This window comes from uncultured Comamonas sp. (genome assembly GCF_964277875.1).
Taxonomy (GTDB): domain Bacteria; phylum Pseudomonadota; class Gammaproteobacteria; order Burkholderiales; family Burkholderiaceae_C; genus Comamonas; species Comamonas sediminis.
In genome coordinates, this window is the sequence record NZ_CAXYJV010000043.1 from 39,438 (window position 1) to 55,646 (window position 16,209).

The following is a 16,209-nucleotide window of genomic DNA, read 5'->3' on the forward strand; positions in this document are numbered from 1 at the left end:
CCGCTACAGTGGTCGCCATGCCCTTGCTACTGACCGATGCGCAGCAGCGTCTGCTGCGCCGCGCCAAGCTCACCCCCTTGCTGCTGCTGCTGGCCGTGGCCTGCATGTTTGTGCTGGCCAGCTGGTGCCTGGGCCAGCCGTTTGCGCAATCGCACCACTGGCAGCTGGCGCTGCGCTGCCTGCGGGCGATGACCGAGGCCGGCATGGTCGGCGCGCTGGCCGACTGGTTTGCGGTGGCGGCGCTGTTCAAGCACATCCCGATTCCGTGGATCTCGCGGCACACGGCCATCATCCCGCGCAACAAGGACCGCATCGGCGAGAACCTGGCCGTCTTTGTGCGCGAGCGATTTCTCGATGGCGACTCGCTGGTGCAGCTGGTGCGCACGCACCAGCCGGCGGACAAGCTGGCGCAGTGGCTCAAGGCGCCGGCCAACGCCGAGCTGCTGGGCCACCAGGTGGCGCGCCTGGCGGCAGCTGCGCTGGCCACCGTGCAGGATGCGCAGGTGGAGCGCTTCATCAAGCTGGCGCTGCGCACCTTGCTGGGCCAGATCGACCTGTCACAGTCGCTGTCCAAGGTGCTGACCGTGCTGACGCACAACGGCCGCCACCAGGTGCTGCTGGCGCAGGCGCTGGACAAACTGGTCGAGCTGCTGCACGAGGCCGAAACCCGCACCTTGATCGCACAGACCATTGCGCACTGGCTCAAGACCGAGCACCCGCTGAAAGAAAAAATGCTGCCCACCGGCTGGCTCAGCGACAAGGGCTCGGCGATGATCGCCAGCAGCCTGGAGCACCTGCTCGATGCGATTGCCGACAACCCCAGCCATGTGCTGCGCGCCAAGTTTGACCAGACCATGCAGGAGTGGGTGGAGCGCCTGGCCCAGGACCCCGCCTGGCATGCCAAGGGCGAGGAAGTGCGCCGCTACCTGCAGCACGACCCTGCCGTGGGCGAGTATGTGCAGGAGCTGTGGCAAAGCCTGCGCGCCAGCCTGCAGGCCGATCTGGCCAACGAGCATTCGGCGATGGCGCACAATGTGCGGGGCATGGGCCTGTGGCTGGGCAAGTCGCTGGCAGCCGACCAGGCGCTGCGCAGTTCGCTCAACACCCGCATGGAGCTGTGGGTGCAGGAGCTGGCGCCGGAGATTTCGCAGTTCTTCGGCACCCATATTGCCGATACCGTCAAGCGCTGGGATGCGCGTGAACTGGGCGAGCTGATCGAATGGAACATTGGCCGCGATCTGCAGTACATCCGCATCAACGGCACCTTGGTGGGGGGGCTGATCGGCTTTGCGCTGTTCTGGCTGGGGTGGCTGGTGAACCACCTGGACGGTGGTTCTGCATAGCCGGCTGAGGCCTATGCACCACAGAGATGTATCCAAAGTGCTTTATCCCTGCTTCACATTAGTCAACACTTCTTTATCAATGGGTATAATAAGAAGCATTCGCATTTGTTGATAGTCCCCGGATTTTTTCGTTGCCCAGCCAAGGTGGCTCCCCGCCATCTCCATGCCGCACAGCACGGCATGCTCGCCAGGACGGCCCAGCAGCACCCCTTTGCTGCCTGCCGCGCCGTGACTGACACCTCCAAACCCCGCGAATAACCGCCGGCCCTGGGCCTGCGCTGTGCCTGATCGCCATGAGCGGCCAGGCGGGCGCAGCCATGCGCCATCCGTTTGATCTGACCTGGAGCCTGTTCCATGACCCCCCGCCCTTTCGCTGCCGCCTGTGCTGCCCGCCCTGTTTCGCTGTTGCACGCCGGTCCATCGCCGCACCGTGCCGTGCCCCATGCGTTGCGCGCTACGGCCCTGGTGGCCGCGCTGCTGGGTGCCGGCCCTGCGCTGGCGCAGAACGAAGCGGAGGCCGACAAGACCTTGTCCACCGTCGTGGTGACGGCCTCGGGCTTTGAGCAGGCGGTAGAAGATGCACCGGCCTCGATCACCGTGATTCCGCGCCAGGAGCTGGAGAAAAAGGCCTACCGCGATGTGACCGATGCGCTGCGCGATGTGCCCGGTGTGGTCATCACCGGCGGCGGCAGCTCCAGCGATATCAGCATCCGGGGCATGGCCTCGAACTACACGATGATTCTGGTGGACGGCAAGCCGCAGAACTCGCGCGAAACCCGGCCCAACAGCGATGGCGCCGGTATCGAACAAGGCTGGCTGCCGCCGCTCAGCGCGATCGAGCGCATCGAGGTGGTGCGGGGTCCGATGTCGTCGCTGTACGGATCGGACGCGATGGGTGGTGTGGTCAACATCATCACGCGCAAGGTGGCCAAGCAGTGGACGGGCACCTTGAGCGCCGAGACCACGCAGCAGGAATCCTCCGCGTCGGGCGATATCTACCAGAGCAACTTCTACCTGGCAGGCCCCATCAAGAGCGATGTGCTGGGCCTGCAGATCTACGGCCAGAAATCGCGCCGGCTGGAGGACAAGTTTGTCGGCGGCTTCAATGAGCAGGACAGCAGCTCGGGCACCGCCAAGCTGACCCTGACCCCCAACAAGGACCACGACCTGGCGCTGGAAGTGGGCCGCACCTTGCAGGACCGCTATGCAACAGCAGGCAAGAGCGCGAGCCGCGGCTCCAGCTTCTCGGACTACTCCCGCAACCACTTTGCGATCTCGCACACCGGGCGCTGGGGCTTTGGCACCTCGACGACCTACCTGCAGCACGAGGAGATCGACAACCCCGGCCGCGAGATGAAGCTGAAGAACACCGAGTTCAACAGCCAGATGGTGATGCCGATCGGTGAGCGCAACCTGACCACCGTGGGCCTGAGCTACAAGCATGAAAAGCTGATGGACAACGGCAACCAAATGAAGGTGGACAACCCCATCAACACGCTCAAGCGCTACCAGTGGGCGCTGTTTGCCGAGAACGAATGGCGGGTGACCGATGCGATTGCGCTGACCACCGGCCTGCGCATGAACCATGACCAGAACTACGGCACCGACTGGACGCCGCGCGTCTACGGCGTCTGGCATGCAACGCCGGAGTGGAGCGTCAAGGGCGGTATCTCGACCGGCTTCAAATCGCCCAGCCTGCGCGCTGCGGTGGCCGATTGGGGCCAGATCACCGGCGGCGGTGGCGACCCGGCCATCATCCGTGGCAATCCCAACCTCAAGCCCGAGAAAAGCACCAGCCAGGAGCTGGGCGTGATCTGGGACAACCGCCGCGATTTCACCGGCAGCCTGACCCTGTTCAACACCGACTTCAAGGACAAGATCACCGAGGTGCGCAGCTGTGAAGACACCGAGGGCGCGGGCCGCGCCATTGTCACCGGCAACTGCACGGTACTGGGCACGCCCTACAAGTTCATCAGCGACCGCACCAATGTGGATGAAGCCAATATGCGCGGTGTGGAAGCAACTGCCACCTGGAAGGCCAGCGAAGCCTTGCGCCTGGCGGCCAACTACACCTTCACCCGCTCGGAGCAGAAAAGCGGCAACTTTGCCGGCCAGCCGCTCAACAAGATGCCCAAGCACATGCTCAACGCCACCCTGGACTGGCAGGGCACGGACAAGCTGGGCGTCTGGAGCCGGGTCAACTTCCGGGGCAAGAGCTCGGACTACCTGAGCCGCACCTCGATGGCCAAGGGCACGCCGTCGTTCACCTTCATGGACCTGGGCCTGAACTATGCCTACAGCAAGGATGTGCGCTTCAGCACCGGCATCTACAACCTGTTCGACAAGCGCGTGGACACCGCTACCTATGACGCGGTGTATGACGGCCGCCGTTACTGGGCCAAGGTGACGGTGGGTTTCTAAGCTTGTAGCTTTTAAACCATAGACCAGCGCTGGTGCCGATGGAGAGTGCCAGCGCTTGCAAACCCGCGCCATCTCTGGCTTTCACACGGAAGCCATGCGGCGCGGCATGGTTGCGTCCGAAATAACTTTACAGTTGCGAAACTTCGCAAACCGTAACAATTCTTCATCAATCTCTATAATGAGAACTATTCGCATATAAACGTCTCGCGTTCCCTCTTGCTGCCCATCGCTGAATGCGGCGGCCATGCCTCCTCGGGACGGTGCCCTGACAAGCGCCGTGACCGCAGACCTGCACAACAAGCGAAGCATCGCTGGCCCGCCGCCAGCACCTGCCGATGGCCACCATCTGCGGGTGCCTGAGGCGGGCTGTTGTCACCTGAACACCGAGTATTTCCATGTCCTCCTCTGCCTCGTTGGCAGCAGGTCGCGCGTCAGCACGGCCTCTGCGTCTTGATTTCCACCGGCTGCCATCGGCACCCCAGCAGCATGCACTGCGCGCCATCGCGGGCGTGGTGGCCGGCATGCTGGTCCATGGCGCAGCAGCAGCGCAAGCGGCCGATGCCGAAGAGCAGGCAGCCAGCGACAAAACGCTGGGCACCGTGGTGGTGACCGCCGCCGGCTTCGAGCAGGAGGTGACCCAGGCACCGGCCTCGATCACCGTGATTCCGCGCGAGAAGCTGGAGCAGGGCGCCTACAGCAACCTGCACGATGCCTTGCGCGATGTGCCGGGCGTCATCATGACGCCGTCGGACAACAACTCCAACGACATCAGCCTGCGCGGCATGGGCGCCAACTACACCTTGATCCTGGTGGACGGCAAGCGCATGAGCACGCGCGAGACGCAGACCAATGGCTCGACGGGGACCGACCAAAGCTGGGTGCCGCCGCTTGAAGCGATCGAGCGCATCGAGGTGGTGCGCGGGCCGATGTCCTCGCTCTACGGATCGGACGCGATGGGCGGTGTGGTCAACATCATCACGCGCAAGGTGGCCAAGCAGTGGCATGGCTCGCTGCGTGCCGATGCCACCTTGCAGGAGCGCTCCGAGTCCGGCAATGCCTACCAGAGCAACTTCTACCTCTCGGGCCCGATCAAGGAAGAGATGCTCGGCATCAGCCTCTACGGCAACTACAGCAAGCGCGATGAAGACCGCATCTACCAGGGCTACAACGACAGCGACACCAAGGCGCTCAACGCCCGCATTGCGCTGACCCCGAACAAGGACCACGACATCATTGCCGAGCTGGGCTCGGCCCGGCAGCACTTCATCTCCACCCCCGGCAAGACCTTGCTAGAGACCGGTGCGCTGTCCGACCGCAGGTTCGAGCGTGAGAACTATTCGCTGCAGCACAAGGGCCGCTGGGGCTGGGCCTCGTCCGATACCTATGTGCAGCATGAGAAGACCCGCAACATCTCGCGCGAGATGACCATCAAGAACACGGTGGCCAACAGCAGCTGGGTGATTCCGGTGGGCGACGCGCACATCGTCAGCACCGGCCTGTACTACAACCAACAGGACCTGACCGACACGACCACCAACACCTTGCCCGGCAGCAACCGCACCACGGCCGACCGCACGCAGTACGCCTGGTTTGCCGAAGACGAATGGCGCCTGCGCGAGGACTTTGCGCTGACCAGCGGCCTGCGTTTTGACCACGACAGCAAGGGCGGATCGCAATGGAGCCCGCGCCTGTATGGCGTGTGGAACCTGAACCCGCGCTGGACCGTCAAGGGCGGTGTCTCCACCGGCTTTCGTGCGCCCTCGCTGCGCCAGACGCTGGGCGACTGGGGCCAGGCCAGCCGGGGCGGCAATATCTATGGCAACCCGGATCTGAAGCCGGAGAAATCGCTGTCCAAGGAAGTGGGCGTGCTCTACAACGATGGTGCCGGCCTGTCGGCGGGGCTGACGGTGTTTGACAACGACTTTCGCGACAAGATCACCCGCATTGCCTGCCCCGAGTGTGGCCCATTGAATTCGTCAGGCAACACGCCCACGACCAATATCAATATCGACAAGGCGGTGACACGCGGCATCGAGGCCACGTTGACCATGCCGCTGGCGCGCAGCCTGGACCTGAACTCCAGCTACACCTTCACCAGGTCCGAGCAGAAGAGCGGCGAGTTTGCCGGCCAGCCGCTGTCGCAGCTGCCGCGCCACATGCTCAACGTCGCTTTGGACTGGAAGCCGTCTGACCGCTGGAACGGCTGGACCAAGCTGTCCTACCGAGGCAAGGAAAGCCAGCCCACCGGCGGCCGCTCGGCCCGTACCTGGGTTGCGGGCAGCTATGCGATGTTCGATGTTGGTGGCTCGTTCCACTACAACAAGAACACCACCTTCTTCGCCGGTATCTACAACCTGTTCGACAAGGACGTGTACTACGAAGACTACGCCACCGTGCAGGATGGGCGCCGTTACTGGGTGGGCATGAACCTGAAGTTCTAACGCCAGCGCGCGGCGCCCCGCATTGCTGCCGGCGCCGCGCCCCTCGCATTGATTCACATCCCTTGGAGATAGACATGACCCAGCCATTGACCCCGGCCTGCTGGCGCGCCAGCGCCGCTGGCGCCCTCGCCACGTCGCTGTTTGCTGCCCCGGCAGCCTTTGCGCAAGCCCCCAGCCCCAAAGCCCCGGCAACCATCACCGTGCAACACGCCAAGGGCAGCACGGTAGTGCCCTTGGCACCCAAGCGCGTGGTGGTGTATGACCTGGCATCGCTGGACACGATGCAGGCGCTGAACCTGCCGGTGACCGCCTTGGCCAAGGCCAACTTCCCCGGCTATATGCAGGCCTATGCCGATGCGCGCTACCTGCCAGCCGGCACCTTGTTCGAGCCCGATTTTGACGCGCTGAGCCAGATCCGGCCGGACCTGATCGTCGTGGCGGGCCGCAGCGCCGGCAAGTACGACATCTTGAGCAAGGTCGCGCCCACGCTGGACCTGAGCGTCAACAACCAGCAGCTGCTGGCCGATATGCAGCGCAATGTGATGGCGCTCGCATCGCTGTGGGGCAAGCAGCCCCAGGGCGAGCGGCTGATGCAGCGCGTGCGCAGCGAGGTGGAGAGCACCCGCGCGCTGGCCCAGCAGCAAGCGCCAGGGCTCCTGGTGCTGGCCATCAGCACGATGATCAATGCCCAGCCTCCCGGCGCACGCTTTGGTCTGCTGCACGATGTGCTGGGCGTCCAGCCGGCCTTGCCGGCCGATGCCAGCAAACCGCGCGGCGTGCCGATGACGATGGAGGACATCCGCCAGCTCAACCCCGCCTGGCTCTATGTGATCGACCGCAATGCCGGCACCGGCAGCACCACCGGGCGCGATGGCAAGCCCGTGGTGGCCAGCACCGAGCTGTTCAACAACGACGCCATCCGCAACAGCGCCGCCGGCCAGCAGGGCCGGGTGGTGTTCCTGGATCCGCAGGTCTGGTACCTGCTGGGGGTGGCCGGCCCGCAGGCCATGCTGCACACGACGGCGCAGTTGAAGGCCGTTTGGAGCCCACGCTGAGGTCTTGACGCGGGAAGACGCTTGCAGGGGGCAGCATGTGATGCCTCCCCTTTCTTGCGGCACGCGGTCAGGCGGCGGTGGCCAGCGCAAACCCTTCGTCCAGCCAACCGGTGATGCCGCCCGCCATGACCTTGACGGGCCGGCCCAGCTGCGCCAGACGCAAGGCGCCCCGGGCCGCCCCATTGCAGTGGGGGCCGGCACAGTAGGTGACGAACAAGGTACCGGCGGGCCAGGCGGCCAGCTTGCTCTCGATGATCTTGCCGTGCGGCAGATGCAGGGCGCCGGGGACATGGCCCCGTGCATACAGTTCGCCACTGCGCACATCCAGCAGCACGAAATCGGGGCTCCCCTGCTGCAGGGCAGCGTGCACATCCCAGCAGTCGGTCTCGAACGTGAAAGAACGGGAGAAATGCGCCACGGCATCGGCACTGGCGGCGGCGGGGATCTGGCGTACATAGCTGCTCATGAAGAACTCCTGGTAGACATGGCAGCGATTTTGCGGACCGGTGCCTCTGTCTACAATTGGCGCAAAAGACATAAATAGAAGGATTTGCGCCAATGTCTGCATCCTTGCGTGGGCCGCTGGTGGTAGCGCCTGTCTACCACGGTCTATGCACCTTTGAGTTTTCCATCGTGGCCGAGGTGTTTGGCCTGGAGCGCCCCGAGCTGGGCGCGGGCTGGTACCGCTTTGCGAGCGTGGCGGTGGAGCCCGGCCCGCTGCGGGCACAAGGCGGTCTGTCCGTCCAGGCCAGTGCCGACCTGGCGCTGATGGAGCAGGCGGACCTGATCGTGGTGCCGGGCTGGAGAGGCATCGACGAGCCGGTGCCCCTGGCCTTGCAGCAAGCGCTGAGGCGTGCCTGGCAGCGGGGCGCCACCGTGGCCTCCATCTGCTCAGGCGCCTTTGTGCTGGCTGCGACCGGCTTGTTGGACGGCCGTCGTGCCGCCACGCACTGGCGCTACGCCCAAGCGCTTGCGCAGCGCTACCCGGCGATTGAAGTCGATGCGCAGGTGCTTTATGTGCAGGAAGAGCGCTTGTTCACCTCGGCGGGCAGCGCAGCGGGCATCGACCTGATGCTGCATCTGGTGCGGCGCGATTTTGGCGTGAAGGCGGCCAACAGTGTGGCGCGGCGCCTGGTGGTGGCCGCGCACCGCAGCGGTGGCCAGGCGCAGTTCATCGAGCAGCCGCTGGTGAAGGATGCATCGGGCAGGCTGGCGCAGTTGCTGGACCAGGTGCGCGCGGATCTGCGGCGGGACTGGACGGTGGCTGCGATGGCCGAGGTCTTGGCCATGAGCCGGCGCACCTTCCTGCGCCGTTTCACGGCCGGCACCGGCATGGCGCCGAGCGCCTGGTTGGCGCAGGCGCGGATCGAGGAAGTGCGGCGCCTGCTGGAGAGCAGCAGCCTGCGCGTGGAGCAGATTGCAGACCAGGCAGGCTACCGCAGCGTGCAGGTGCTGCGTGACCAGTTCAGGCGCAGCATGGGCGTGTCGCCAACCGCTTACCGCGCATCGTTCACGGCGCCCTAGCGCCCGTGCAACTGCACCGCCTGGCTGGCAGCCAGCGCAGCGATATCGTCGCTGCTGTAGCCCAGCTCCTGCAGCACCTCGGCGGTGTGTTCGCCATACTGCGGTGCGCCGCGCCGCGTGACGCCATTGCCGTGCGAGAACTTGATCGGCAGGCCCAGCGCCTGCACCGGCCCTGCCACCGGGTGGTCGACCTCGATCACCATGTCGCGCGCCAGCGTCTGCGGGTCTTCCAGCATGTCCTTGATCTTGCGCACCGGACCGGCAGGCACACCGGCCTGCTCGAACTTCTCGACCCAGTAGTCGGTCGTGTTGCTGCGCATGGCCTCCGAAATGATGGCGATCAGCAGATCGCGGTTGACCATGCGTTCGCGGTTGCTGGCAAAGCGCTCGTCTTCGAGCAGGTGCTCCAGCTGCAGCACGCGGGTCATGCCGACCCAGGTGGCCTGGCTCACCGCGCCGATGTTGATCCAGCCGTCCTGCGTCGGTATCGCCTGGTAGGGCGCGGCCACCGGGTGGGCCGAGCCCATGGGGCCAGCGGACTCGCCGGTGGCAAAGGCCATCGCCACCTGCCAGTAGGTGTGGACCAGCGAAGCCTCGTACAGCGAGGTGTCGACATACTGGCCTTCGCCGGTGCGCAGCCGCTCGATGTAGGCGGCCAGCACGCCGGTCGAGGCGAGGATGCCGGCGGTCACATCACCAATCGGCACGCCGACCTTGACGGGCGGGCGGCCCGGGCCTTCGCCGGTCAGGCTCATGATGCCGGACATGCCTTGCGCAATCAGGTCGTAGCCAGCGCGCTTGGCATAGGGCCCGTTGAGGCCAAAGCCGGTGATCTTGCAGTAGATCAGCGCGGGGTTGCTGGCACGCAGCACGTCGTAGCCCAGCCCGAGTTTTTCCATCGTGCCGGGGCGGAAGTTCTCGATCACCACATCGGCCTTGTCGATGAGGCGGCGCACCACCTGCAGGCCGTCGGGGTGCTTGAGGTCGACGGCGATACCGCGCTTGTTGCGGTTGACGATCATGAAGGTGGCGGACTCGCCCTGGATCTCCGGCGGGATCGCGCGGCGCGTGTCGTCGCCGCCGGGCAGGCGCTCGACCTTGACCACCTCGGCGCCCATGTCGGCCAGCAGCAAGCCGCCGACGGGACCTGCCATGACATTGGTTAACTCAACAACGACGAGGCCCGACAGCGGGCCTGTGCGCGGGGAAGGGGATGGCTGCATGAACGCTCTTACTTTCCTGTGAATACCGGCTTGCGCTTGTCCAAAAAGGCGCGGTAGCCTTCGATGAAGTCCTGCGTGTCAAAGCAGGCGTAGCCCTCTTGCTGGTCGGCATCCGTCAACGGCGTACCGCTTTGCAGCCGGGCGATGAATTTCTTGTGCCAGCGCGCCGACAGCGGCGCCAGGCCGCTGATGCGCGCAACGGTCTGGGCCAGCTCCTCGTCCCAGTCGGCCAGCGGCACCACGCGGGTCACCAGGCCTTTGGCACAGGCCTCCTGCGCATCGAGCAGGCGGCCTTCGAGCAGCAGCTCCAGCGCCACCTGCGGGCCCGCGACATGCACCAGCGCTTCGAGTTCCGGGTAGGCCAGCACACCGCCCAGGCGACCGATGGGGATGCCAAAGCGGGCATCGTCACTGGCCAGGCGCAGATCGCAGCAGGCCGCCAGCTCCAGGCCACCGCCAACGCAGGCGCCACGGATGGCGGCTAAGGTGGGGATGGGGCAGTGGCGCAGCAAGGCCATGGCCCGGTGCGCCTGCTCGGCAAAGGCCATGCCTTTTTCCTTGGACGAGCGCAGCGATTCGAACTCATCGATATCGGCGCCGCTGCCAAAGGCCTGGGTGCCTGCGCCGCGCAGCACGATGCAGCGCAGATCGCTGTCTGCCACCAGTACATCGAGCTGCTCGGCCAGGCTGATCCACATCTGGTGGCTGATCGCGTTGCGTTTGGCCACGTTGTCGATCAACAAGGTGGCGACATGGCCTTCTCGGCTAAGGGTGATCTGTCCACTCATGGGCTGGCTTTGTCAAAGGATGATGGAAAAAGGCGCGCCAGTTTGCGCGCCGCTAGCGTTGAACGGGTGTTAGCCCCTGTCAGAACGCGGGGACGATGGAGCCCTGGAACTCCTTGTCGATGAACTGGCGCACCTCGTCCGAATGGTAAGCCTTGGCCAGGCGTGCCACCCAGGGCTTGTCCTTGTCGTCCTGGCGCACGGCAATCAGGTTGGTGTAGGGCGACTTGGCCGACTCGCGCGCAATGGCGTCCTTGGTGGGGTTGAGCTTGGCGGCAATCGCATAGCTGGTGTTGATGACGGCGGCATCCAGGTCATTGAGCGCATGCACCAGCTGGGCGGCATCCAACTCGCGCAGGCGCAGCTTCTTGGGGTTGTCGACCACATCCAGCGGCGTGGCCTTGATGCCGGCCGACGCGCGCAGCTTGATCAGGCCATGCTCCTGCAGCAGCAGCAGTGCGCGGCCACCATTGGTGGGGTCGTTGGGCAGACCGATCTGCGCGCCCTGCGGCAGATCAGCCAGGGATTTCACTTTCTTGGAGTACAGCGCAATCGGCAGCACCACGGTGTTGGCGGCTGCGACCAGCTTGTAGCCGCGGTCCTTGACCTGCTGGTCCAGATAGGGGTGGTGCTGGTAGGCATTGGCATCCAGATCGCCGGCCACCAGGGCGGCATTGGGCTGGATGAAGTCACTGAACTCGATCACCTGGACCGTGAGGCCTTCTTTGGCGGCTGCCTGTTTGACGGCTTCGGCAATCTGCGCATGCGGGCCAGCCGTCACACCCAGCTTGATGGGCTTGTCCTGCGCAAAGGCAGGCGCGGCAAAGGCGGCAGAAACCGCCAGCAGGGCGGCGAGGGTGAAATGGCGCTTGAGCATGGGAGGCAGTCAGGGACAAGTAGACGGGCCCACATGCTACGTTTGATCGTTCAGATTAAAAAATAATATTATCGAATAACCAAAGACGCCATTCACTATATGGAGCGGCTTAGTCGTCTGTTGGATCCGCAGGTTCTTGGGCCTGGTCGCCGCCCGATGCCAGGTGCTGGCCGATCTGCATCCAGGCCTGGGCGGCTTCGTCATCGCCGGCAAAGTGGTGGCAGCTGGCAGCAGCCATTGCGATGCGGGCATTGCGCGGGTCCAGGTCAAAGGCCAGCTCGTTTTGGGCGGCCGCGTTTTGCCACATCACTGTGGCATTGGGCGAGCCTTCCTTCTGCAGCGCATGGGCCTCGGCCATCCAGGCCTGGGCCAGGCGCATGGCGGCTTCGGGCTGCTCGCGGTCGGCCTGGTGGGCGCGGTAAAAGGCCTGGCCCGCCTGCTGCCACAGCGCGCGGGCGGCAGCAAAATCGGTGGTGGCAATCTTTTGTGCATCGGCAACGAACTGATTGCCGGTTGCGAGGTGGTGGCTGTAGCTGTCTGCGGTCATGGGGCTGCGATGGTAGCAGCGATGGCAAGGGCTTGCAGGCGGCCCAGCACTTGCCACCGCAGGGACGGTTTAGCTGTGCTGGATGCGGGTGCCCAGCAGCTCAAGAAACTGAGCGAGCCACTGCGGGTGGGCGGGCCAGGCCGGGGCGCTGACCAGGTTGCCATCGGTGTAGGCCTGGTCCACCGCAATATCGGCATAGCTGCCGCCGGCCAGCACCACCTCGGCCTTGCAGGCGGGGTAGGCCGAGCAGGTACGGCCTTTGAGCACACTGGCGCCGGCCAGCAGCTGCGCGCCATGGCAGACGGCGGCGACCGGCTTGTTGGCCGTGAAGAAATGGCGCACGGCGGCCAGCACCGCCTCGTTGTTGCGCAGGTACTCGGGGCCACGGCCGCCGGGGATGACCAACGCGTCATAGTCTTCGGCCTTGATGTCAGCAAAGCTCGCGTTCAACGTGAAATTGTGGCCGGGCTTTTCGCTGTAGGTCTGCGCGCCTTCAAAGTCATGGATCGCCGTCTTGATATGGTCACCGGCTTTTTTGTCCGGGCAGACCGCATGCACCTGGTGGCCCACGGCCAGCAAGGTCTGGAAGGGCACCATGGTTTCGTAGTCCTCGCAGTAGTCACCACAGATCATCAGTATTTTCTTGGCCGGCATAAGGTCTCCAAAAAAGGGGTTTCAGGCGGGTCTGCCTGCGCCATTGTGGGCCGAGGAGGCGCAGATGCCAAGGGTGACCCGCGCGGGCAAAAAAAACCCTGCTCCAGGAGCAGGGGGCAAAAGATGGCTTGGAGCCACCGCATGCTGTGGCGTTCGTCGAATGCAGGCCACTTGTTGGGCGCAGCGCAGGCGCCGCGGGCTTCTCCTCACTGGGATCCTCTGCAGAACCCTTGTTGATCAGAACTTGTAGGTGACGTACAGGAACGGAATGATCGGATCCAGGGTCAGGCGGGTCTGCGAGACCGCCACCTTGTTGCCGTTGACCGTGGTCGTCAGCTTGGCGTCGGTCTTCATCGGCACATAGGACACCGAGAAGGTGATACCCCAGTTCTTGTCAATCGCGTAGTTGGCGCCGATGTTGAAGACCGGTGCCCACTGGCTGTCGATCTTGGCGGTGGTCTTGGCAACGCCTGGAGGCGCGCCGATGACGCTGCCCAGCGTGTTCTGCAGGCCGCTGCTGAGGCGCACGCTGCGGAACTGCGAGTAGGTGACACCCAGACCCAGCGAGACGCGGAACTTGTCATCGGCATTGCCGAAGAAGTATTTACCCAGCAGCGAGGGTGCATACAGGCGCGCATTGCCCAGCTCACCAATGGGCTCCAGGGTGCCGGCGCCGTTGAGCTTGAGGCGCGGTGGAATGCCCAGCACGCCTTCGACCGCCCAGTTGTCGGTCAGGAAGTAATGCACGTTCAGGCCCAGGGTGGTGGCGCTCTTGAGGTCAGCGCCCGAGCCCGGGATCTGCCGCTCAAAGGGCTCGACAAAGGTCAGTGGCTTGCTCTTGTCCTGGGGCGAATAATTGAGCGCCCCGGCACCTAGCACCCAGTCGCCTGCCTTTTGGGCGTAAGCGCTGCTTGCGAGCAAGGCGGTGGCCGCCAGCCACATCCATTTCTTGGCTTGTTTCATTGCTTTGTCTCCTTGGGTTGCTGTTTGAACGATCGTCCAATCTGGCTTGTCTCGAAGACAGAGCATAGGAAGCTGGGCAGGCAATGTCGACAGGGTTAGCGCTGAATTTCAGCAAAAAAAGCACACTCGTTCTAATTTGTGCCGACCTGGGGAAAACGCAGATGGGAAAGGGCGGGAGTTTGTTGTAGAAGCACACCTTTCTTACAGATGCGCTTGCGGAAACGGAGCGGGGATCTTCGATGCGGATCGGGTGCGCAACTCGGCCGATCCGGATGCGTCGCCCCCCTGTGCCCAGGCCCTGGAACTTGAGGCAAAGCAGCGTGGGTCAACGATCGGTTTCGTGTTCCACCTGCCGCGCAAAGTCCTGCGCAGAGCCCTCGTAAGGCTGGTTGTTGGCATCGAGCAGGCTCTGGCGAATGGAGGGCGAGCGAAGCGCTTGCGCAGTCCATGCGTGCAGGCGCAGCAGCACCTGGGTGGGGGTACCCGGTGGGGCAAAGAGCCCGAACAGGGAATCCAGATTCGCGGATGGGTAACCCAGCTCCGCGAGGGTCGGCACCTCCGGGAGTACCGGCAGGCGGCGCGGTGCGCCGACCGCCAGGGCCTTGAGGCGCCCGTCGCGCAAGGCGCTGAGCTGGCTCGGTGCGACGTTGGTCGACAGCAGCTCGAAATGGCCACCGAGCGCATCGGTCAATTGCTGCCCGCCACCCTTGTACGGCACATGGGTGATGCGCACGCCCGCAAGCTGACTCACGCGTTGCAAGACGGTGTGCCCGGTCGTGCCTTCGCCTGTCGTCGCCCAGCGCAGCATGCCCGGGTGCTTGCGCGCCGCTTCGACCATGTCGGCGAAAGCCGTTGCGGCCAGCGCGGAGGTGCCCACCAGGAGCAGCGGCGTGCGCATGACACCGGCCACGGGCTGTACCGGCAATGGCGCAGCAGCCGCTGAGGCGGTGGCACGCCGCGCAGCCGCGTGGCGCAGCAGACCCACGGCAGCGGCGGCGGTAAAGACCAGCGTTTGGCCATCGGGCGGACGGCGTTGCAGCAGTTCCAGCGCCAAGGTTCCGCTCGCGCCGGGCCGGTTCTCGACGACGACTGGTGCCTGGAGCGGATCGGCCATGGCTTTGGCCAAGGCGCGCGCTACCAGGTCGCTGACACCGCCGGGTGGATAGGCGACCAGAATCTTGAGACCAGCGCCCGGTCTTGTCCGGGCTGCAGTGGCAGCGGCCCGTGCCGCCGGGGTCACCAGCGATGTGCCCATCAAGCCGCTCAGCAGCACGGCCCTGCGCGACCATCGTGGGGCGTTTGCCGGGGTCAGCGCAGGCCATCCGGACATGCGCTCACCTGGCTTTGGCCGCATGGCGCTTGGCCAGCCTTTTTGCCAACGCGATCACCGTACCCAGCGGGCCATCGCAGTCATGCGCCCGGTACACCAAGGTCAACGGCGCCCAAAGATCGAGGGACGGATCGAGCGAGCGGTACACCACGGCATGGCGATGCGATCCTTTGATCGACGCCGGAACAATGGACAGGCCCACGCCTGCTGCCACCAGGTTCACATTGGTCATCATGCGTTCGACCTCGGCCGCCACTTCCACATGAACCTGGCGTTGTGCACACAGTGCCAGCAGATTGGCATACAGGCCCGGCGCACCGGGCCTGCGCACCAGCACCAGTTTTTCGCCATCGAGCTCATCGAGCATCACGGGCTGGGTGCTGTTGCGTGCCAGCCGGTGGTCCACCGGAATGGCCAGCAGCGCTTCTTCCTGGAGCAGCGGCTCGAACGCCAATCCCTCCGGGTGTGCCACCGGCACGCGCAAGAAGCCGCAATGCAGACGCTGTGCAGCGACGGCTTCGGTGATTTCAGCGGCATTGTTCTCGCTGACGCTCAGCAGGATGTCGGGGTGCGACTTGCGGCAGGTGCGCAGCACTTCCGGGGTGAAGGCATGTGCCGCCGCCGAACTGGTGAAGCCCACACGGAGATGGCCCCGTTCACCGCGCGCATACGCCTCGATGCGCTGCTGCATCGCATGAAAGTCGCCAAGCAGTTGCTCAGCCTCTGCGCGCAACGCATGACCGAGATCGGTGAGATCCACGCCTTTGGGGTGGCGACGAAACAGCGCGCTGCCCAGCTCGTTCTCCAGCGCCAGAATCTGCTGCGACAACGGCGGCTGCTGGATGCCCAGGCGCTCTGCGGCACGCGTGATGTGGCCGCATTCGGCCACCGCAAGAAAATACCGGAGATGACGCAGTTCCATATATTTAAAAAGTATGCAGTTGATATCTTAGAAATCTTTGAAATATTTCGCAAGCCGACGAAGAATAGGGAAGCCCTCGAAACCCAAGCGCTGGTCCACCAGCCAGGCGAGGAGCCGCACACAT

At 64.6% G+C, this 16,209-nt stretch carries 14 protein-coding genes; 5 read left to right on the top strand and 9 right to left on the bottom strand.

What is annotated here, in order from left to right; genetic code table 11:
- The first annotated feature begins 17 nt into the window (after positions 1 to 17).
- From ACHWUQ_RS17330 to ACHWUQ_RS17345, 4 genes are all read left to right on the top strand, one after another.
- Positions 18 to 1,343, top strand: coding sequence for a DUF445 domain-containing protein (locus ACHWUQ_RS17330; protein ID WP_394681876.1), 1,326 nt, complete (start codon positions 18 to 20; stop codon positions 1,341 to 1,343).
- Between the two features lie 354 nt (positions 1,344 to 1,697).
- On the top strand, positions 1,698 to 3,764 hold the full coding sequence (locus tag ACHWUQ_RS17335) for a ligand-gated channel protein (RefSeq protein WP_394681877.1): 2,067 nt from the start codon (positions 1,698 to 1,700) through the stop codon (positions 3,762 to 3,764).
- 521 nt (positions 3,765 to 4,285) lie between these two features.
- On the top strand, positions 4,286 to 6,205 hold the full coding sequence (locus ACHWUQ_RS17340; RefSeq protein ID WP_394681908.1) for a ligand-gated channel protein: 1,920 nt from the start codon (positions 4,286 to 4,288) through the stop codon (positions 6,203 to 6,205).
- Positions 6,206 to 6,279: 74 nt separating this feature from the next.
- Positions 6,280 to 7,260, top strand: coding sequence for a siderophore ABC transporter substrate-binding protein (locus ACHWUQ_RS17345; RefSeq protein WP_394681878.1), 981 nt, complete (start codon positions 6,280 to 6,282; stop codon positions 7,258 to 7,260).
- A 67-nt stretch (positions 7,261 to 7,327) separates the two neighbouring features.
- On the opposite strand, the gene ACHWUQ_RS17350 is transcribed toward ACHWUQ_RS17345, so the two are convergent.
- Positions 7,328 to 7,726, bottom strand: coding sequence for a rhodanese-like domain-containing protein (locus ACHWUQ_RS17350; protein ID WP_394681879.1), 399 nt, complete (start codon positions 7,724 to 7,726; stop codon positions 7,328 to 7,330).
- Positions 7,727 to 7,818: 92 nt separating this feature from the next.
- Here ACHWUQ_RS17350 and ftrA point away from each other — a divergent pair, with 92 nt between their 5' ends.
- Positions 7,819 to 8,784, top strand: a complete 966-nt coding sequence (ftrA, locus tag ACHWUQ_RS17355) for a transcriptional regulator FtrA (protein ID WP_394681880.1) — start codon at positions 7,819 to 7,821, stop codon at positions 8,782 to 8,784.
- Here ftrA and ACHWUQ_RS17360 read toward each other — a convergent pair.
- The 8 genes from ACHWUQ_RS17360 to ACHWUQ_RS17395 form a co-directional block, all read right to left on the bottom strand.
- Positions 8,781 to 10,007, bottom strand: a complete 1,227-nt coding sequence (locus ACHWUQ_RS17360; RefSeq protein WP_394681881.1) for a CaiB/BaiF CoA transferase family protein — start codon at positions 10,005 to 10,007, stop codon at positions 8,781 to 8,783. The two genes, ftrA and ACHWUQ_RS17360, sit on opposite strands and share 4 nt — an antisense overlap.
- Positions 10,008 to 10,015: 8 nt before the next feature.
- On the bottom strand, positions 10,016 to 10,795 hold the full coding sequence (locus ACHWUQ_RS17365; RefSeq protein WP_394681882.1) for an enoyl-CoA hydratase-related protein: 780 nt from the start codon (positions 10,793 to 10,795) through the stop codon (positions 10,016 to 10,018).
- 79 nt (positions 10,796 to 10,874) lie between these two features.
- A complete protein-coding gene (locus ACHWUQ_RS17370; protein ID WP_394681883.1) occupies positions 10,875 to 11,669 on the bottom strand; it encodes a MetQ/NlpA family ABC transporter substrate-binding protein in 795 nt (264 codons plus the stop codon).
- A 109-nt stretch (positions 11,670 to 11,778) separates the two neighbouring features.
- Complete coding sequence (locus ACHWUQ_RS17375; protein ID WP_394681884.1) at positions 11,779 to 12,216, bottom strand: hypothetical protein; 438 nt, start codon at positions 12,214 to 12,216, stop codon at positions 11,779 to 11,781.
- Positions 12,217 to 12,285: 69 nt separating this feature from the next.
- A complete protein-coding gene (locus ACHWUQ_RS17380; RefSeq protein ID WP_394681885.1) occupies positions 12,286 to 12,870 on the bottom strand; it encodes a DJ-1/PfpI family protein in 585 nt (194 codons plus the stop codon).
- Between the two features lie 237 nt (positions 12,871 to 13,107).
- Complete coding sequence (locus tag ACHWUQ_RS17385) at positions 13,108 to 13,833, bottom strand: OmpW family protein (protein ID WP_239810377.1); 726 nt, start codon at positions 13,831 to 13,833, stop codon at positions 13,108 to 13,110.
- 325 nt (positions 13,834 to 14,158) lie between these two features.
- Positions 14,159 to 15,163, bottom strand: a complete 1,005-nt coding sequence (locus tag ACHWUQ_RS17390) for a tripartite tricarboxylate transporter substrate binding protein (protein WP_394681886.1) — start codon at positions 15,161 to 15,163, stop codon at positions 14,159 to 14,161.
- A 4-nt stretch (positions 15,164 to 15,167) separates the two neighbouring features.
- A complete protein-coding gene (locus ACHWUQ_RS17395; protein WP_394681887.1) occupies positions 15,168 to 16,085 on the bottom strand; it encodes a LysR family transcriptional regulator in 918 nt (305 codons plus the stop codon).
- Positions 16,086 to 16,209 lie beyond the last annotated feature (124 nt).